The sequence below is a fragment of the Oceanihabitans sp. IOP_32 genome (genome assembly GCF_009498295.1).
Taxonomy (GTDB): domain Bacteria; phylum Bacteroidota; class Bacteroidia; order Flavobacteriales; family Flavobacteriaceae; genus Wocania; species Wocania indica.
In genome coordinates, this window is the sequence record NZ_CP040813.1 from 1892343 (window position 1) to 1912264 (window position 19922).

Annotated in this window: 19 protein-coding genes; 7 read left to right on the forward strand and 12 right to left on the reverse strand. The window is 35.8% G+C overall.

Translation table 11 applies throughout. From position 1 onward, the window contains the following. The first annotated feature begins 31 nt into the window (after nucleotides 1-31). From FEZ18_RS07825 to FEZ18_RS07835, 3 genes are all read left to right on the forward strand, one after another. Nucleotides 32-469: a hypothetical protein gene (locus FEZ18_RS07825; protein WP_153267808.1), complete on the forward strand. Its 438-nt coding sequence runs from the start codon at nucleotides 32-34 to the stop codon at nucleotides 467-469. A gap of 1 nt (nucleotide 470) precedes the next feature. Next, nucleotides 471-1469 (forward strand): PQQ-binding-like beta-propeller repeat protein, encoded by a 999-nt coding sequence (locus FEZ18_RS07830; RefSeq protein ID WP_153267809.1) that lies wholly within the window; start codon nucleotides 471-473, stop codon nucleotides 1467-1469. Between the two features lie 139 nt (nucleotides 1470-1608). Then, nucleotides 1609-2112 (forward strand): hypothetical protein, encoded by a 504-nt coding sequence (locus FEZ18_RS07835; RefSeq protein WP_153267810.1) that lies wholly within the window; start codon nucleotides 1609-1611, stop codon nucleotides 2110-2112. 153 nt (nucleotides 2113-2265) lie between these two features. On the opposite strand, the gene FEZ18_RS07840 is transcribed toward FEZ18_RS07835, so the two are convergent. From FEZ18_RS07840 to FEZ18_RS07875, 8 genes are all read right to left on the reverse strand, one after another. Next, nucleotides 2266-2592 (reverse strand): DUF59 domain-containing protein, encoded by a 327-nt coding sequence (locus FEZ18_RS07840; protein WP_153267811.1) that lies wholly within the window; start codon nucleotides 2590-2592, stop codon nucleotides 2266-2268. A gap of 98 nt (nucleotides 2593-2690) precedes the next feature. Next, nucleotides 2691-3113, reverse strand: coding sequence for a SufE family protein (locus FEZ18_RS07845; RefSeq protein WP_153267812.1), 423 nt, complete (start codon nucleotides 3111-3113; stop codon nucleotides 2691-2693). A gap of 39 nt (nucleotides 3114-3152) precedes the next feature. Continuing rightward, a complete protein-coding gene (locus tag FEZ18_RS07850; protein WP_153267813.1) occupies nucleotides 3153-3581 on the reverse strand; it encodes a hypothetical protein in 429 nt (142 codons plus the stop codon). Between the two features lie 36 nt (nucleotides 3582-3617). Next, nucleotides 3618-4832, reverse strand: coding sequence for an aminotransferase class V-fold PLP-dependent enzyme (locus FEZ18_RS07855; protein WP_153267814.1), 1215 nt, complete (start codon nucleotides 4830-4832; stop codon nucleotides 3618-3620). A 108-nt stretch (nucleotides 4833-4940) separates the two neighbouring features. Continuing rightward, nucleotides 4941-6254 carry a Fe-S cluster assembly protein SufD gene (gene sufD / locus FEZ18_RS07860; RefSeq protein WP_153267815.1) on the reverse strand — a complete coding sequence of 438 codons (1314 nt, stop codon included), beginning with the start codon at nucleotides 6252-6254 and terminating at the stop codon, nucleotides 4941-4943. Nucleotides 6255-6380: 126 nt separating this feature from the next. Next, on the reverse strand, nucleotides 6381-7133 hold the full coding sequence (gene sufC / locus FEZ18_RS07865; protein WP_153267816.1) for a Fe-S cluster assembly ATPase SufC: 753 nt from the start codon (nucleotides 7131-7133) through the stop codon (nucleotides 6381-6383). Nucleotides 7134-7239: 106 nt separating this feature from the next. Then, on the reverse strand, nucleotides 7240-8688 hold the full coding sequence (gene sufB / locus FEZ18_RS07870; protein WP_153267817.1) for a Fe-S cluster assembly protein SufB: 1449 nt from the start codon (nucleotides 8686-8688) through the stop codon (nucleotides 7240-7242). A gap of 20 nt (nucleotides 8689-8708) precedes the next feature. Continuing rightward, entirely contained in the window at nucleotides 8709-9038 is a 330-nt protein-coding gene (locus FEZ18_RS07875; RefSeq protein WP_153267818.1) for a HesB/IscA family protein, read from the reverse strand. Between the two features lie 430 nt (nucleotides 9039-9468). Between FEZ18_RS07875 and thiL the strand changes: the two genes are divergently transcribed. Then, nucleotides 9469-10521, forward strand: a complete 1053-nt coding sequence (gene thiL, locus FEZ18_RS07880; protein ID WP_153267819.1) for a thiamine-phosphate kinase — start codon at nucleotides 9469-9471, stop codon at nucleotides 10519-10521. Between the two features lie 74 nt (nucleotides 10522-10595). Here thiL and FEZ18_RS07885 read toward each other — a convergent pair whose 3' ends face one another. Both FEZ18_RS07885 and FEZ18_RS07890 read right to left on the reverse strand, forming a co-directional pair. Further along, nucleotides 10596-10844, reverse strand: coding sequence for a hypothetical protein (locus FEZ18_RS07885; RefSeq protein ID WP_153267820.1), 249 nt, complete (start codon nucleotides 10842-10844; stop codon nucleotides 10596-10598). 60 nt (nucleotides 10845-10904) lie between these two features. After that, nucleotides 10905-11681 carry an alpha/beta hydrolase gene (locus FEZ18_RS07890; RefSeq protein WP_194269461.1) on the reverse strand — a complete coding sequence of 259 codons (777 nt, stop codon included), beginning with the start codon at nucleotides 11679-11681 and terminating at the stop codon, nucleotides 10905-10907. Nucleotides 11682-11714: 33 nt separating this feature from the next. Between FEZ18_RS07890 and brnQ the strand changes: the two genes are divergently transcribed. After that, nucleotides 11715-13007: a branched-chain amino acid transport system II carrier protein gene (gene brnQ / locus FEZ18_RS07895; protein WP_153267822.1), complete on the forward strand. Its 1293-nt coding sequence runs from the start codon at nucleotides 11715-11717 to the stop codon at nucleotides 13005-13007. A gap of 2 nt (nucleotides 13008-13009) precedes the next feature. Here brnQ and FEZ18_RS07900 read toward each other — a convergent pair whose 3' ends face one another. Next, on the reverse strand, nucleotides 13010-13666 hold the full coding sequence (locus FEZ18_RS07900) for a hypothetical protein (RefSeq protein ID WP_153267823.1): 657 nt from the start codon (nucleotides 13664-13666) through the stop codon (nucleotides 13010-13012). Nucleotides 13667-13762: 96 nt separating this feature from the next. Between FEZ18_RS07900 and FEZ18_RS07905 the strand changes: the two genes are divergently transcribed. Further along, complete coding sequence (locus tag FEZ18_RS07905; RefSeq protein WP_317164431.1) at nucleotides 13763-15088, forward strand: aspartate kinase; 1326 nt, start codon at nucleotides 13763-13765, stop codon at nucleotides 15086-15088. 156 nt (nucleotides 15089-15244) lie between these two features. On the opposite strand, the gene FEZ18_RS07910 is transcribed toward FEZ18_RS07905, so the two are convergent. Continuing rightward, a complete protein-coding gene (locus FEZ18_RS07910) occupies nucleotides 15245-16537 on the reverse strand; it encodes an aminopeptidase P family protein (RefSeq protein ID WP_153267824.1) in 1293 nt (430 codons plus the stop codon). Between the two features lie 455 nt (nucleotides 16538-16992). Here FEZ18_RS07910 and FEZ18_RS07915 point away from each other — a divergent pair, with 455 nt between their 5' ends. Next, nucleotides 16993-19836 (forward strand): VPS10 domain-containing protein, encoded by a 2844-nt coding sequence (locus FEZ18_RS07915; RefSeq protein WP_153267825.1) that lies wholly within the window; start codon nucleotides 16993-16995, stop codon nucleotides 19834-19836. Nucleotides 19837-19922 lie beyond the last annotated feature (86 nt).

Consider the following 19922-nt stretch of genomic DNA (forward strand, 5'->3'; position numbering starts at 1 on the left):
GAAAAGAAAAAACAAATCATAACTAAAAATTATGAATAAAAGACACCTATTAATCATTGTAAGCCTGTGGGGTTTTGCACTAAGTGCAGCCACAAGTACGCCTGTTTTTAGTTTAGAAACAGCATATAAACTAGATTTATTATTTAGAAATTCTTCGGATAACCTTCAGCGAGCTATAGAACTTAAAAACTGGAAAAAAGTAACAAGCATTGCTGCAGATGAAAAAAGTCAGTTTTATCAATACATAAAAAGTAAAAAAGAGTTTAGATATAATTTTAATGAAAATACAGCCGAAGCGAAACTGGCCTTTCAAAATATATTTAAAAACTCAGAAAAAGCAAAAGAGTTATGGAATTTAAATCCTGAATTATTTAAGTCTTTGGATTCAGAAATTATAAAAAGCTCTGAAAATTTAGTCCAGCTTGCAGAAAAAGGAACATTAGTTAACTATATAAACTGGGTACGTTAGTATGGAGTTGCTAAAACTTAAGGAAATTAAAAATGTTTATTCGATTGTTCAATTGGACACCTCTTTACTGGTCTCTGATAAGAAAGGTATTTTAAACTATCATCAATTTGATAATCTAACATTAAAATTCAAAATCGAAGAAAACATAAGTGTAATTGATACAATCAAACATCACTCAAACTATTATTTCATTAGCACACGAAGTAAGTTATTTGTTCAAATTAAAAATGAGATAGTTCCTTTTTTAAATGAATTTTTGTGTGTCGATAGTTTAAAAGTAAAGAATTATATAGTCTTATATCAAGGCGATATAGAGTATCAAAAGAATAGCATTTATTCTTTAACAAAAAAGCAAATATTGTGGAGCTTAGAGAATATTTCACTATGTGTTATTGGTGATTACTGTTTCAGTAGAAAAAAATCAAATTTCAAAGCCCGCAACATAGAAACAGGAGAAGTTCTATGGGATAAAACAATAACCGATGACTTTCCTGAAAGCACAGGCTATAACTTTTTAACGGTTTATAATAAGGTATTAGTTATGGCAATAAAAGATACTACGCTAGCTGGATACGATGTAGATACGGGTGAGCTATTATGGTCTGTTAAAAAAACCAATAATCAAAATCTGTTAATGGACAATGATGGTAAGTTAAGAGGCATTTCTATTACAAGTTATTTTGAAACAGATATACAAACAGGTGTTTATCGTAGAGTAGAATTTGCCCCGTATGAAGCTTTTAACGAACCAGGTTTTTTCTCATCTGAACGCGACAATTTTGTAATCATAGACAACCATATTATCACTACCGATTTTTATAGCAACCGCATAGGCGCTTTTAATATGGAAACCCAACAGTATGATTGGTTCTATACCGAAGAAAATGCAACAGGTTTTCCTGCATCTAGACCCATAAAATATTTTGAACCTTATTTATGCCTTATTGATAATAAAGATACTTTACATATTTATGAAGTTAGAAAACAAGAACACGTGTGATGAAATTAGGTAAATTTATAGTAAATTTTATTTTTTATTTAATTGCGCTTCCGCTTATGGCTATAATGCTCGGGCCTCAAATGGTTTCAAAAGGAAAGCAAATAAAAACAAACCCTTTACCTATACTCAGGTTGATGCCATGTATATTAAGCCATTTCCACCAAATACAAGGGTTGTACAACTTGTAAATGTCGGTTTTATTTCGAATCAAGATACTATTGCATTGCAGTTTAGGCTTTATGAAAACAACCATGAGCGGTTGTTACAATTTCTCTATGAAAACGGTTTGCTTAAAAACAAAGAAGATTTTCGCAGTAAAATTCATAAGCATTACAATAAAGAAGATTTAGCTTTTATTAATGCATTAGATGTACTTTATGTGCAATATAACAATAAAGACCCTCAACCCGATTATCTGGCCTTAAATGGAGAGAACATTAAAGGGAGCATCCCCTATTTTAGAAAGTACGCTACTATAGTGTTTGGGTATATTATGATTATTGTTAGTGTTTTAATGACTATTTTGTTGTTTTGGGGCTCGTATTATCAATTAAAAGAATACAAACAAACAGGCAAAGCACCAACATCAACAAATAAATGGGACGGATTAAAGGAGGCTTTTAGATGGTTTAAAAAAGAGTGAGAAACCTCTGAGAGCCTGCGCGAATGTTTTGTCTTTGGCTCAGCCCATGAGCAAAAAGCATTTGGCTGTCATGACTTTAAAACATATAGAGCGATTTAATTATAAAATTATACCGCTCTATATGGTTTTATAAAAATATGGAAAGCCAGAAGTTTAAAGCATCCCCAATTCCAATTTCGCTTCTTCACTCATTAAATCTTGAGACCATGGTGGGTCGAAAGTAATTTCTACCTCGGCACTTTTTACTTCGTTTATAGATTTTACTTTCTCTTCAACTTCCAAGGGTAAGGTTTCGGCTACCGGGCAATTAGGCGTTGTTAGTGTCATTAAAATTTTAACGTCGTAATCTTCGTTTACAAAAACATCGTAAATTAAACCCAGTTCGTATATATCCACTGGAATTTCTGGATCGTAAATGGTTTTTATAACGTTTACTATTTTTTCGCCTAAAGCGTGTACATCTATAGTGGTTTTACTCATAATTTTATTTTTTTCTTTCCGCGAAAGCGAAAACAGATTAAACTTGGTTTGTTGTTTAGTCGGTTCTTATAAGAACAACATTACAGCAAACATAGTAGCTAATTAAGCTGGGTTTGGTAGGCTATGGCGTACATTTTAAGTTGTTTTACCATACTTACTAAGCCGTTGGCACGTGTTGGTGACAAATGTTCTTTTAAGCCAATTTTATCGATAAAATCGGTATTGGCATCGATAATATCTTTGGGGTGTTGATTTGAGAATGCACGAATTAAAATAGCGATTATCCCTTTTGTAATGATGGCATCACTATCGGCCGTGAATACTAATTTATTATCTACCATCTCGGCATGTACCCATACTTTACTTTGGCAGCCTTTAATAATATTGCTGTCGGTTTTGTATTTCGGGTCAATTAAGGGCAGGTCTTTGCCTAAATCAATCATGTATTGGTAGCGTTCTTCCCAGTCTTCAAACATGGCGAACTCTTCTATAATTTCGTTTTGAATACTTTCAATAGTCACAGTAACAGGTTTTATACAAAAATACAATAAGAAATCTTTCTATTCTTTATTTTTAGAAATTGATAAGATTTCTTTAACAAGGGCAGCGATTTCTTTTGGCGGATTGCCATGATCGAAACTTTGCGACTCGTAAGTGTTATTATGGTATTTAATTTTTAATTTCCCAATGGCGGCACCATCAAAAAAACGGTCTTGAGACGGTGCTTTTAAATGGGGTATGTTTTTTACGTCAATGGTTTTTAATATGGCCATGAGCTTCGTCCAATCCTTTTCGCTTAGTACATTATTAACGGGCTTGGCACCGTGCTTGTTTATTTTTGAAACCCGTTTTTTTTGTATGGTAATACTTTTATAAGCACTTTTTCCCTGTGTGGTATACTCTAAAGTAATGGCTTCTTGATTTATTTTAGAATTTGAACAGCCATTATCGGTAACCAGCAAAGTGAACATTATAAAAAGATACTTCATGTTGTTTCTAAAGTGGTTTTAAAGTTTATTCGGACTTTAAGAAAGCATCATTTTGGCTTTTTTAATACCTTCTACTAAAACGTCAATTTCGGCTTTGGTATTGTAAAAAGCAAAAGAAGCGCGAACGGTTCCTGGTATTTTATAAAAATCCATAATGGGTTGTGCGCAATGATGTCCTGTACGTACGGCAATACCAAGTTTATCTAAAATGGTGCCCACATCGTAAGGGTGAATACCTTTTAAATTAAATGAAATCACCGAGGTTTTATTTTTAGATGTGCCGTAGATTTTCAAGCCTTCAATTTCTAAAAGTTGGGCTGTCGCATAGTGCAACAAATCTTGTTCGTAGGCGTGAATGTTATCAAACCCAATACCGTTCATATAGTCTAGAGCAGCTCCAAAAGCGATACCTCCAGATATGTTTGGGGTTCCCGCTTCAAATTTATGAGGCAAATTGGCATAGGTGGTTTTCTCGAAAGTGACCTGATCGATCATTTCGCCGCCACCTTGGTAAGGGGGTAATTTATTTAGCCATGCTTCTTTGCCATACAGCATACCAACTCCTGTTGGGCCACAAATTTTATGAGCTGAGGTCACATAAAAATCGACATCTAATTTCTGCACATCTGGTTTTAGGTGCGGACAGGCTTGCGCCCCATCAATTAAAACGGCCGCACCAACGCGATGCGCTTGGTCTATAATATATTCGATAGGATTTAAAGTGCCTAGCGCATTCGAAATATGATTTACAAATACGAGTTTTGTTTTTTCTGAAAGCAGTTCCTTATAAACGTCCATTAGCAATTCGCCATCTTCGCTCATGGGTATAACTTTTAGAATTGCACCCGTGCGTTCACAAAGCATTTGCCAGGGTACAATATTGCTATGATGCTCTAATGCAGAGACGATAATCTCGTCGCCCTTTTTTAACAGACTTGTAAACCCACTAGCCACTATATTTATACTATGTGTGGTGCCTGCGGTAAATATGATTTCGTGCGAAAATTGGGCATTAAAATGGGTTTGTATTTTTAAGCGTGCTTGTTCGTACAAATCGGTCGCTTCTTGACTTAGCGTATGTACGCCACGATGAATATTAGCATTGTAATTAGAGTAATAGTCTACAATAACATCCATAACCTGTTGTGGGGTTTGCGAGGTGGCCGCATTATCTAAATACACCAAAGGTTTCCCATTTACTTTTCGAGAAAGTATTGGGAAATCTTGCCTAATATCGTTTACGTTGAACATAGTTTTTTTTTAGCACTGTATTCGCCATTCGGCTGTTTTATTAGCCTTAAATTTTTTTGTTTTTCAAGAAAGAAATGGTGTATGGCGGGAATTAGCTTCAAATTACAATTATAAATCGAAGCCCATATTTACTCCTAATTTGTTTGCAATTATTTTGGTAATACGTTGTTTAATTTCAGGAATTTTAACCGATTTTAAAACATCATTACTAAAGGCAAACATTAAAAGGGCTTTGGCTTCTTTTTCGGGAATACCGCGCGAACGCATGTAGAACATGGCACTTTCGTCTAATTGACCAATAGTACAGCCGTGTGAGCATTTTACATCATCAGCAAAAATTTCTAATTGCGGTTTGGTGTTAATAGTGGCCTTATCGCTAATTAAAATGTTGTTATTCGCTTGAAACGCATTGGTTTTTTGAGCTTCTTTTTCTACTATAATTTTACCGTTAAATACACCTGTAGCATTCTCGCCAAAAATGCCTTTATAATCTTGATGACTCTCACAATTAGGCTCGATATGATTAACTAAGGTATTGTGATCTACATGTTGTTTATCACCAATAATAGTCACCCCTTTTAAGATGGAATTAATGCGCTCGCCTTCTTGATAAAAGTTAAGGTTGTTACGTGTTAATTTACCACCAAAAGAGAAGGTGTGTACCGATGCCACACTCTCGCGGTGTTGTTTAACAAAAGTATTGTCTATTAACGAAGCGTTAGCTTTATCGTTTTGTAACTTGTAATAATCGACAATAGCACGTTTTTTGGTAAAAATTTCGGTAACGCTGTTGGTTAAAACAGGATTATCGGTTAAGCTTTGGTGGCGCTCAATAATTTGTACATGCGCGTTCTCCTCAACCACAATTAAATTACGTGGTTGCAACATGGTAGCGGCTTCATTTCCTGTGGCCAAATGTATAAGCTGAATGGGTTTGCCTACTATTTTATTTTTTGGTATGTGAATATAGGCACCTTCTTTAGAAAAAGCGGTGTTAAGCGACGGCAAGCTGTCTTTTGTTGCAGCTTTATTGAAGTAGTTTTCAATAACCAAACGGTATTTTGGTTTTGATAGGGCTGCAGACATTAGGCACACATCTACACCATCGTGCGTGGTTTCAGATAGGTGTGAGGAGTATTTACCATCTATAAACACAATTTTATAGCTGTCTATATTATGGATAAAATACTTTTTAATGTCGTTATAATCTAAATCTCCTTCCTTTTTTGGAAATAAACAATAATCTTCTTTTAAGATGGTATTTAAAGCGGTGTATTTCCATGCTTCTTCTTTTTTAGAAGGGAAGCCAGAGGCTTTAAATATGTTTATGGCATCGTTTCTAAGGTCCTGTAGGTAAGAATCGGCCTCGGCGTAGTCTTCAGATACTAGAAAAGATGATACTAATTTTTCTTTTAAATCCATGTTTTTCAGATTTCATTTGCTAGGTTTAGTCTCTATAAGATTAGCGGCTAAACCACAAACTTTTACGTTTTTAATATTTTGTGTAAGTAATGGTTGAGCATTTGTCAACTATTACGAGATAATGCTCTAGGCACCAACTTCTTCTTTAACCCAATCGTATCCTTTTTCTTCAAGTTCGTGTGCTAGTGAAGCATCTCCAGACTTAACAATACGACCTTCGTGAATGACATGTACAAAATCTGGCACGATATAATCTAATAAACGTTGGTAATGTGTGATAACAATTACAGCGTTGTCTTTAGATTTAAGCTTATTTACACCATTGGCAACAATGCGTAGGGCATCGATATCTAATCCAGAATCGGTTTCATCAAGAATGGCTAATTTTGGATCTAGCATGGCCATTTGAAAAATTTCGTTTCGTTTTTTCTCACCACCAGAAAAACCTTCGTTAAGTGAACGCGATAAAAATTTTCTATCAATTTCTAATAAATCGGCCTTCTCACGAATGAGTTTTAACATGTCTTTGGCAGGCATGTCTTCAAGACCCTTAGCTTTTCTCGTTTCGTTGATGGCTGTTTTTATAAAGTTAGTCACCGATACGCCCGGAATTTCTACAGGATATTGAAACGAAAGGAAAATGCCTTTGTGCGCACGTTCTTCGGCCGAAAGTTCTTCTATGTTTTCATTGTGTAAATAGATTTCGCCTTCATCAACTTCATATTCCTCTTTTCCAGCAATAACAGATGCCAATGTACTTTTTCCAGAGCCATTTGGCCCCATGATAGCATGTACTTCTCCGGGTTTAACCTCAAGATTAATACCTCTTAAAATGGCTTTATCGTCAACACTTGCGTGTAAGTTATTTATTTTTAACATATTTAATTTTTTCTTGTTTTTTTAATCTTTTTTATTTCTCAAAACAGGGTTTTTGTGCGGTCTTTTTAAATGGTAAGACTTGATTTAATCCCTGAAGTGTTGTTGCTTATCCTACGCTGCCTTCTAAGCTTATTTCTAACAGTTTTTGCGCTTCAACGGCAAATTCCATAGGCAGTTTATTTAAAACTTCTTTACTAAAACCATTTACAATTAAGGCAATCGCTTTTTCGGTATCTATACCACGTTGATTACAGTAAAAAATTTGGTCTTCACCAATTTTACTGGTTGTGGCCTCGTGCTCTATTTTAGCCGATTTGTTTTTAGCTTCAATATAGGGGAAGGTATGCGCGCCACATTCGTTACCCATTAGTAAACTATCACATTGTGAAAAATTACGTGCGTTTTCTGCTCTAGAGTTTATCTGTACCAATCCGCGATACGAGTTTTGCGATTTCCCTGCAGAAATACCTTTTGAAATGATAGTAGATTTCGTGTTTTTGCCTAAATGAATCATCTTAGTTCCGGTATCGGCTTGCTGATGGTTGTTGGTAACTGCAATAGAGTAAAATTCGCCAACCGAATTATCACCTTTTAAAATACACGATGGGTATTTCCAGGTTACAGCAGAGCCTGTTTCAACTTGTGTCCACGAAATTTTAGCATTCTTCTCACACAAACCTCTTTTGGTAACAAAGTTAAATACCCCACCTTTGCCCTCGGCGTTGCCTGGAAACCAGTTTTGTACGGTCGAGTATTTTATCTCGGCATCTTCTAAAGCAATTAGCTCTACAACGGCGGCATGTAATTGGTTTTCGTCTCGACTAGGGGCTGTACAGCCCTCGAGATACGATACATAACTACCTTCGTCGGCAATAACAAGCGTGCGCTCAAACTGACCGGTACCGGCTTGATTAATTCTGAAGTAGGTAGAAAGCTCCATTGGGCAGCGTACACCTTTTGGAATGTAGCAAAACGAGCCATCACTAAATACAGCCGAGTTTAAGGCTGCGTAAAAATTATCTTTAGTAGGCACAATGGTACCAATATATTTCTTGACAAGCTCTGGGTGCTCTTTAATAGCTTCAGAAATACTCATAAAAATGATGCCTTTTTCGGCAAGGGTTTCTTTGAATGTGGTGGCTACCGAAACGGAGTCGACAACGACATCCATAGCAACGTTGGCCAATTTTTTTTGCTCGTCAATAGAAATACCTAACTTTTCAAAAGTGGCTAATAATTCGGGGTCAACTTCATCTAAACTGTTGTACTTAGGTTTGCTGTTGGGAGCCGAATAGTACGAAATAGCCTGAAAATCTGGTTTTTCGTAGGTTACATTAGCCCAATCTGGTTCGGTCATTTCTTTCCAAACTTTAAAAGCCTCAAGTCGCCAATCGGTCATCCATTGTGGTTCTTCTTTCTTCTTAGAAATGGCACGCACAACGTCTTCATTTAAACCTACAGGAAATGTATCAGACTCTATATCGGTATAAAATCCGTATTCGTATTCTTTAGTTTTTAGCTCTTCGCGTAAATCGTCTTCTGTATATTTGCTCATCAATTTTTTAGTTAATAATGTTATAGGGAAAAGCTTTCACCGCAGCCACAAGTGCGGTTGGCATTAGGATTATTAAAAACAAATCCAGTGCCGTTAAGCCCCCCAGAATATTCGAGTGTGGTGCCTATTAAGTATAAAAAACTTTTTTTATCGACAATAATTTTCACGCCGTTATCTTCAAAAACTTTATCGTCGTCTTGTTGTTGTTTATCAAACTTTAAATCATATGATAAACCAGAACATCCACCGCTTTTTACCGATACGCGCACAAAATCGATAGCTGTGTTATAGCCATCTTCTTCCATAAGTTCAAAAACTTTTTTCTTAGCTTTCTCAGATACTTTTATCATAAATTTTAATCAGAATTAATCATGCAATACTTCTATTTATGACATGCAAACTACTTAATAAAAGATGGTTATTTCAAAAATTGAAACATATTTTTATTAAGAAGGTTTCTAAATAGACCACAAATATACGATATAACTCATGGTTTTTGGTACAAGATCACATTATATTCTTATATGGTTTTATAGGTTTTCTTTATTGAGTAATCTTGTTTGCGATATTGGCGTCTTAGAAGTGAAAAAATGGTAAAAAGAAAATGCTTCTGTCGGTATTTTTATAAATATTTAGGTTTTCGGGCCTCGAGTTTTATTTTTCAGAATTATAAAAATGAAGTATGTTGCGAAACCTTGGAAAAAATAAGTTAGATGTTTATAAGCACATTATATGGGGAAAGCCTATTGATAAATCAAAATAGCTTCTTATTTTTGCAATATGATAGAAGATAAAAATCAACAAAGTACACCGTTAAGTACTTTAGGAGAATTTGCATTAATTGACCATTTAACTAAGGATTTCAAAATTAAGCATAAATCTACGGTCAAAGGCATTGGCGACGATGCTGCTGTATTGGATTTTAAAGGCAAAAAAATTGCAGTTACTACCGATTTTTTGGTTGAAGGCGTGCATTTTAATTTGAGTTATATGCCGCTTAAGCATTTGGGTTACAAAGCTGTAGTTGTTAATTTGTCTGATATTTACGCCATGAATGCCATGGCTACACAAATTACGGTTTCTATTGCTGTATCTAACAGATTTCCGCTTGAGGCGCTTGAGGAGCTGTATGCTGGTATTCAAACAGCTGCAAACATTTACAATATTGATGTGGTTGGTGGAGATACTACCTCGTCTTTAACAGGCTTACTTATTACGGTTACTGCAATTGGGCAGTTTGAAGACGGAGATGAGGTGTTTAGGAGTGGAGCTAAACCAAATGATTTATTAGTGGTTTCTGGCGATTTAGGTGGTGCTTACATGGGTTTACAGGTGCTTGAACGCGAGAACGAAGTCTATAAAGTAAACCCAAAAAATCAACCAGATTTAGAACCTTACTCTTATATTATAGAGCGACAGTTAAAACCAGAGGCTCGGAAAGACGTTGTTAAATTATTGAAGGATTTAAAAATAAAACCAACGTCTATGATTGATATTAGTGATGGTTTGTCTTCTGAAATTATACATATTTGTAAGCATAGCAAGGTAGGTTGCGATGTATTTGAAGAAAAAATTCCTTTAGACCCACAAGTTATCTCTACCTGTGAAGAGTTTAATATCGATAGTACGACAGTTGCTTTAAATGGGGGTGAGGATTACGAGCTTCTGTTTACCATCGCTCAAGACGATTATCCTAAATTAAAAGGTAATCCTAACTTTAGCGTGATTGGGTTTATGAAAGAGGAAAGTGCTGGTATGCATTTAGTGACTCGTGGAGAGTCCAGAATACCTATAAAAGCACAAGGATGGAAATATTTCAATGAGGAAAACTAGGGTAAAAGCTATAACCCTGAGCGATTTCAAGTATAACCGGTGTAAGTTGTCTTTTTTGTAAAAGTTGCAGTAACTTAAGGATGTGTTCTTAGGCGTCTGGTTTTTGAATGGTGAATACGACTTAAAATGGCGTTTATCCCTCTAAATTTTGGAGTTAGTTCTATTAAAGCACCGTTACTATTTGTAGTAAGTTCTTTTTTACAGTGTTTACAAGCATATTCTTTAACGTGGTAAGTTACTTTTTTGGTAACTCGAAAATCGTGTCCAAAAAGGGCGCAGTACATTTTTGGAATAAAAGTAGGTTTGTTGGTAGTTTTACGCATAAAATTTTGATTTTAGACTATAAACATAATAAATTTTATAAACTAAAACGACAAAACGCATTAATATTCGATGAAATGCATGAGTTGAGGTAAAAGTTCTACCTTATTTTCAATAGGCGCCATGTGGCCATCTTGAAAAACGACTATATTAGCTTGGGCAGATTTTGCTTCTGTTATGAGGTCCTGGGAGTTTAATAAGGGATCATTTAAACTTATCATCATAGTGACATTATGTTTAAAAGCGTGCAGTATTTTTTCTCTATTAGGTCTAATTTTCATGCCTTCTAAGGCGGCGATAATGCCCTGTAATGGTGTTTTTAAGGCTTGCTCGATACAATATTTAATGTCTTCTTTAAAAACAGTTCTGTTTTTTTTAGTAAACAAATTGCTAATTGCGAGCCTAATAAATAGTTTATGATTGTGTTTTACAACCTGAATGCTACGGTCTCGTTGTGCTTTTTTGCTGTTCGAATCTGCCTTGGCAGTAGAGTTTATTAAACACAAACGCGTTACGGCGTTTGGATAGGCTTCCGCGAAAGCGAGGGCAACATAGCCTCCCATGGAATGTCCTATTAAGAGGCATGGTTTAATATTCAAATGATTTAATACAGCTTTAACGGCATCTGCCATAAGTTCCATGGAATGAACGTGTCCTAAACACCCTGTTTTGCCATGACCTAATAAATCAATACAAATCACTCTGTTTTTTTTAGTTAATTCCGGCAAAAAAGCCTGCCACATGGTGCTGTTTTCTAAAAAACCATGCAGCATCACAATAGCTTGTCCTTTGCCTTCATCTTTATAAAAAATATCGATGCCTTTGTAAGCTAAAATCATAATTATACTATCTTGCGCAAATATACGTAAGCTATGAGTAAAACAAGGGAAACACTTGTATTTGGTTTTGCATTATTTGCAGGTTTTTTTGGTGCGGGAAATTTAATTTTGCCGCCTTTATTAGGCTTTAAATCGGGGGCCGATTGGATGTGGGTTACTATGGGGTTTGTGGCTTCTGCTATTTTAATACCCTTTTTTGCTGTTTTGGGTCATGCGAGATTACAAGGTACCATGTTAGATTTTGGTAAAAAAGTATCTCCGTTTTTTAGTCTGATATTCTGCTTGTGTGTTTATGCCATTGCGGTTGCCTTACCTTCTCCTAGAACGGCAGCTGTAACCCATGAAATGGCTATAGCTCCATTTTTTAATTCAAGCACCTTATTAACTAGCATTGTTTATTTTTTGCTTGTTTTTATTTTCGTGATGAATAGAAACAATGTTTTAGATGTGTTAGGCAAATATTTAACTCCAATAATTGTGTCAATCATATTGGCTATTGTGGTTATTGGTGTTTTTTCTTCTGGCGGAACTATGAGGCCTTCAACATTCGAACGTCCCATAGTAAGTGGACTACTAGAGGGGTACCAAACCTACGATGCCGTAGCGGGTTTAATCATGGGAGGTGTTGTTTTAGTGTCCATCAATAACTCAAAAAGCAATTTATCTTTTATTGAAAAACGACAAGTGATTATGAAGTCTGGTGCTATCGCTATGCTTGGCTTGTTTATCGTTTATGCGGGCTTAATTGCTATTGGGGCGTTTTATAACCAGCAGTTTGATACAGACATTACTAGAACGGGCTTACTCGCTGGTTTAGCCACTAAAACATTAGGTAGTTTTGGTGCTGTTTTTTTAGGTATTCTTGTGGCTTTAGCTTGTTTTACAACCGCTGTGGGCATTACGGTAAGTGTATCCGATTTTTTTAAAGACTATTTTAATGGGTCTAAAAAGGCTTATGTAATTTCCGCTGCCTTATGTTGCCTCATTGGGGTTTTGGTGGGGCAAATGGATGTGAAGTATATTATTGATGTCGCCATTCCGGCTTTAATGTTTATTTATCCTTTATGTATCGTGCTTATTTTATTGAATGTAATTCCAGAGCATCTCGCAACAAAGCTTGTTTTTAGAGCGGTTGTTTTAATCACTTTTATTTTCAGTATACCCGATTTTTTAGGGTTTATAATCGCTGCCGATAGTCTTGAGGAGGTTAAAAATATTATACCATTAGCCCATTTAAATTTAGGTTGGGTATTGGCTGCTGTTTTCGCGTTTATTTTAACTAATGGGTATCAAAAGGCTGCAATTAAGTCCAATAAAGAAGCATAAGGCTATTGTTTTAGCCGTTTTATCGCTGTAAAGGCTTTATCGACATACTCATCTTCAACTAAAATAGTAAATTCATTGGTGGTTGAAATCACTTCGTAAAGTACAACACCTTCCCAGGCTAAACGTTTAAAAAAATGGTAGTATAAGCCCGCTACTTTTGAGTTGTTTTGAGGCAAATTTATCGTGATTGCCGATAAGCTGTCCTGAACAGCAAGCACATTTTCCTGCTTTAAATGTGTAGCCATATCATCCTTTAAGCTACTCGATATAATCATATTGCTTTCGTGAATACCCCTAGTAAAAGTGTAAAACAATTGAGATTCATCACCTATTTTTTCTAGTACTTTCGTATGATTGTGAATAAGCGTATTTGAATTTTTTACAGTAAAATCGGTTAAATTAGATCGTAAAGTAATATCGCCTAAATCCTTTAGCATTCGTTGCATTTTTACAGAATTAGACAATGCAACTGGTGGATGATATCGCCGTAATGCCATCATGATCGCACCGGGTTTAACCTCCTTTTTAAGCATAAGGCTAATAGGTTTTGTGAGTTCTACGGCTAAAGCACTAAAATTTATAATGTTTCGAGATAAAGCTTCCTCTAAAAAAGGCTGCGAAATTAAAATGTCTTCGACACAGTTGGATATGGTTCTCATGTTAATTATATAACAATTTGTGCAAATGTAAACATATTTTATAAAAAATATTGGTGTTGTGAAATGGAGCTTTAGTTTTACGCATTAAAATAAATAATGATGAAGGTATTAAAGTTTGGGGGCACCTCGGTTGGTTCCATTGAAAACATGAGTAATGTTAAGACTATAATTAATGATGGCCACAAGAAAATTGTGGTTTTATCGGCTATGTCTGGCACGACAAATCAGCTCGTTGCAATTTCTAATTATATTAAAGACGAGAAACGGGATGCTGCAATGGTAGAAATTCATCAGCTTTATGATAGCTATATCCCGGTAATTGATGGGCTTTTAACCGATAAAAATTTAAATACAGAGGTGAAACATTACGTTTCAGATATTTTTAGTTTTATCATACAGGCTACAAACAAAACTTTTTCAAAAACCTTAGAGAATGAAGTCTTAGCTCAAGGTGAATTGCTCTCTACCTTTATATTTAATGCGTATTTAACTCAAGAAGGCATACGATCGGTCGTACTACCCGCTTTAGATTTTATGCGAATAGACGCTGCTAAAGAACCCGATTTACCTTATATAAAAAGGCGTTTTCAAAACGTTTTTAACGCTTCCGAAGCTTCTGATGTATATATAACTCAAGGTTTTGTATGTTTAGATGCTGATGCTAAAATATCAAATCTACAACGGGGCGGTAGCGATTATACAGCCACTATTATTGCTGCGGTGATTAGGGCTGAAGAAGTGCAAATATGGACCGATATTGATGGTATGCATAATAACGATCCAAGAATTATAGAAAACACCAAACCCATCTCAAATTTATCTTATGATGAAGCCGCCGAGTTAGCTTATTTTGGGGCAAAAATATTACATCCGCAAACGGTAACACCAGTAAGGGCACACAATATACCTATTCGATTAAAAAACACGCTTAATCCTCAGGCTTTGGGGACTTTAATATCTTACCAAACCTCAGAAAATGGTGTAAAGGCAATGGCGGTTAAAGATGGTATTACGGCGATAAAAATTAAATCTGATCGTATGTTGCTAGCTCACGGCTTTTTAAGAAAGATATTTGAGGTTTTTGAGCTTTACGAAACGGCTATAGATATGATTACAACCTCTGAAGTTGCCGTGTCTCTAACTATAGATGATGCTAAAAATTTAGAATATATCATTGCAGAGCTACAAAAGTTCGCTGTGATTGAAGTTGACGAAAATCAAAGTATTGTGTGTTTAGTGGGGCATGAAGTTGCAAATCATCAAGATACTTTTAAGTTGTTTCATATTTTAAAAGATGTGAAAATTAGGATGATTTCTTATGGAGGCAGTAATAACAATATCTCCCTACTAATTAATACCAACGACAAGATAAAAACACTAAAAAAATTAAATACTTATGTGTTTGATTGGGTTGGGGTTTGATTTAGTTTTAGAACCTAGAACCTAGAACCTAGAACCTAGAACCTAGAACCTAGAACCTAGAACCTAGAACCTAGAACCTAGAACCTAGAACCTAGAATCTATAGAATAGAAAGTCTAGAGTCTAGAAATCTAGACTCTAGCTTCTAAAATTCTTTTTTATGAGTTCATTAAATCTTCAATCTCATCAGCTTCAATAGGAATGTTACGCATTAAATTAAAAGGTTCAGCGTTTTCTTGTATGACCACATCGTCTTCTAATCGAATTCCAAAGCCTTCATCTGGGATATAAATACCAGGCTCTACCGTAAACACCATATTAGCTTGCATAGGTTCTGTTAAAATACCATAATCATGAGTGTCTAATCCCATATGGTGACTGGTACCATGCATAAAGTATTTTTTATACGCCGGCCATTCTGGGTCTTCGTTATGTACATCGGCTTTATCGAGTAAACCTAAACCTAGCAGCTCACTAGTCATAATTTTACCCACTTCAACATGGTAGTCGGCCCAAATGGTTCCAGGCACTAGCATTTTTGTTGCTTCCTTTTTTACGCGATTAACCGCATTGTAAACGGCTTTCTGTCTTTGAGAAAACTTACCAGAAACTGGTATGGTTCGGGTCATGTCACTCGCATAATTTGCATACTCAGCCCCAACGTCTATTAAGATAAGATCGCCCGCTTTACAAATTTGGTTGTTCTCAATATAGTGTAGCACATTAGCATTATTCCCAGAAGCTATAATGGGTGTGTAAGAAAATCCTTTGGAGCGGTTATTTAAAAACTCATGCATAAATTCTGCTTCAATATTGTATTCCCAAACCCCAGGTTTCACAAAATTTAAAATACGACGGAAACCTTTTTCAGTAATATTACAAGCCTGCTGTATTAAGTCGATTTCAATAGGGTCTTTCACCGATCGCAAACGCTGTAAAATTGGATTACTTTTAGCAACCGCATGAGCGGGATACTTATCTTTTAACCATTTTGTAAAACGATCTTCTCGGGTTTCGGTTTCGTTGGTGGCACGGTAATGCTCGTTGGTGTTTATATAGACGGTGTCGCACTGTGTCATGATTTCAAACATGATTTTCTCTAAATCTTGCAGCCAATACACGGTTTTAACTCCCGAAGTTTCAAAAGCCTTTTCTTTAGTTAATTTTTCGCCTTCCCAAACCGCAATGTGGGCATTGGTTTCTTTTAAAAATAAGATTTCACGATGCTTTTCTTTTGGGCAATCTGGAAACAGAACTAAAATACTTTCTTCTTGATCTACACCACTTAAATAAAAAATATCGCGATGTTGCTCAAATGGCATGGTGCTATCGGCACTTATAGGATAGATGTCGTTAGAATTAAAAACAGCTAAGCTGTTAGATTTCATCTGGTCAGCGAAATTTTTTCTGTTCTTTATAAATAGTTCTGAATTTATTTGTTGGTATTTCATGTGTTTATTTTTATTGTTTTTTATCGGTCACATGCAACATCCCATTCTCGTAATCATTTCTTTGGAAATCAAGTTTTAAATAGGGATGTTTCATGATACGAGTTGTTTTAGTGCATAAAAGTAATAATAATTATAAGTATATCCATAAGTATGATTTGATAGAATTGAATATGACAGTAGTTTGCTTCTGTCTACTCGTTTTTTTTTAATTAATTTTCTTGCTTCTTGTTTTTATTATGAAAAGTGGGGTTTTATGTTTTTTCTGTTTAAAACGTTCGTGTATTATTGAAGCGAAACAGGTTTTAGATTGATCATTGAGGATGAAGCATTAAAGGTGTTACCTGCCTAGGTTGGTTATTGGTTGTGAAATGTAAACACTCCGGGTTGGCGATTAAATAAAAGTTTTGTTAAAACCACGAGAATGCGTAATTTTAAAAGATATAAAATTAGTCCATATGCGTATTCTACAATACTTTTTTGTTTGCTTTATTTTTTCGTTCTATGTTGGCTTTAGTCAACAAAAACCAAGCCCTCCAAAAGTAATACAGCAGGCCCTTGAGAACAAAAAGGATTTAACCGAAAACTCCATCGTTAAAAACCTAGCTTTCGAAAATATCGGGCCTACAGTAATGAGTGGGAGAGTGGTAGATTTAGATGTTAACCCGAGCGATCCCACCGAATTTTATGTGGCGTATGCCTCTGGTGGTGTTTGGCATACCAGTAATAATGGGAGTGCGTTTACCCCTATTTTAGACTCATCTGCTACTCAAAATGTTGGAGATATTGCAGTAGATTGGAAAACAAACACGATTTGGGTAGGTACAGGAGAGAACAATGCGTCGCGCTCTAGTTATGCGGGAATTGGAATTTTAAAATCGTCTAACCATGGTAAAACCTGGGATCATGTCGGGCTTCTAGATTCGCATCATATTGGTCGTATTCTTATCAATCCAAATAATCCAGATGAGGTTATTGTTGGAGTTACTGGGCACTTGTATTCTTCAAATAATAATCGAGGTATCTATAAAACAACCAATGGCGGAAAGACTTGGCAACACACCCTTTTTATCGACGAGATAAGTGGCGTAATCGATGTGCAACACGTCCCCAATAATTTTAATATTATGTTTGCTTCGTCGTGGACCAAAGATAGGAAAGCATGGAATTTTACAGGAAGCGGAAACAATTCAGCCATATATAAAAGTACAGATGCGGGAAGTACTTGGACCAAAATTTCTACGCCAGCAAGCGGTTTCCCAACTGGCGATGGTGTGGGTAGAATTGGTTTAGCCGTTTTTAGTGAAAATATCATTTATGCCTTACACGACAATCAGTTTAGACGTAGTAAAGAAAAATCAGAAAGTCCACAACAAGATTTAACAAAGGAGGATTTTAAAACCATGAGCGCGACTGCTTTTTTGAAGTTAGATGATAAAACACTTAACGAGTTTTTAAAAACTAATGGCTTTCAAGAAAAATACAGAGCTGAAAATGTGAAACAATTAGTGCGTAGTGGCCATATAAAACCAATCGATTTGGCCAAATATTTAGAAAACGCAAACACGCTACTTTTTGATACTCCTGTTGTTGGCGCCGAAGTGTATAAAAGTATGGATGGTGGCGACACATGGCAAAAAACACACGACAATTATATCGAAGATCTGTATTATAGTTACGGGTATTATTTTGGGGAAATACGGGTAGATCCCCAAAACGAATCCGCTATTTATATCATGGGTGTGCCTATTTTAAAATCTAAAGATGCTGGTAAAACCTTTAGCTCGATTAATAAGGAAAATGTACATGTCGATCATCATGCACTCTGGATTAATCCTGAAAAGACTGGGCATTTAATTAATGGAAACGATGGCGGCGTTAACATAAGCTATGACGATGGAGAGAGTTGGGAGAAATTAAATGTAACCGCTGTAGGGCAGTTTTATGCCATAAATGTAGATAACGAAACCCCCTATAATGTATATGGAGGTTTACAGGATAATGGGGTTTGGGTTGGTGCTCACAACGCTGTTATGGATAAGCGATGGCAGCAAACAGGGCATAATCCTTGGGAAAGTATTATGGGTGGCGATGGCATGCATATTCAAATCGATAATCGAGATGTTAACACGGTTTACACGGGATATCAATTCGGAAATTATTTTAGAATAAATAGAGCAAATCATAGCCGAAAATACATTCAACCCAAACATAAATTAGGAGAAAGACCATACCGTTTTAATTGGCAAACCCCCATTTTGTTGTCAATTCATAATCAAGATATCTTATACTTGGGTGCCAATAAATTAATGCGTTCTATGAATCAAGGCGATGATTGGACTGCCATTAGTAACGATCTCACTCAGGGCGAAAAACAAGGTAATGTGGCTTATGGCACTTTAACGAGTATTAGCGAATCGCCTTTTCAATTTGGCTTAATTTATACAGGAAGCGACGACGGATTAATTCATATTACTAAAAACGGGGGCGGGAGCTGGGAAAATATCTCCAATACTTTACCACAAAATTTATGGGTGTCGCGAATTGTGGCCTCTCAGCATAAAAAAGAACGAGTTTATGTGACTTTAAATGGCTACCGTTGGGACGATTTTTCGGTGTACGTGTACCAGAGTGATAACTACGGAGAAACTTGGCGAAATATTAGTTCAAACATCCCGCATTCGCCAGTAAATGTAATCAGGGAGGATCCTAAAAATGAATCTGTTCTGTATTTAGGGACAGACAATGGGGCTTATGTTACCTTTAATAACGGAGATCGATGGGAGGCGTTTAGCAAAGGCTTGCCAAGTGTGGCTGTTCATGACATGGTAATTCAGCCGGAAACAGGCGATTTGCTTTTAGGAACACATGGCAGAAGTATTTACAAAACCAATATTAAGCCTTTTCAAGATATGCATGTCGCAAAAATAAAACAATCACTGGTGCTTTTCGATGTAGATAATATAAAGCATTCATCCCGTTGGGGAAGTGGTTTTACGGTGTGGTCTGAGGTTGTTGAACCTTCAATTAATATTAATTTCTATGTTAAAAAATCTGGTGAGCAAACCATTGCGATTTTATCTGAAAACAATTTAGAGGTACATCAAATAAAAGTAAAAGCAGATAAAGGATTTAATACGGTAGCCTACGATTTAAGTATTTCTGAAGCTGTAAAAACTTCATTAAATGAGAGTCGTAACGGAAAGAAGATTACTAAATCGGATAATGGACGTTACTATTTGCCAAAAGGCGAATATACCATACAAATCGGGATGCAAACCACTCAATTTAAAATCGACTGACTTGCTATAGATTATAACGATTCTAAATAGCAAAACATACCAAATGTTATTTGTCTAAAACGCCTTCCATAGCTACCTTTGTATAA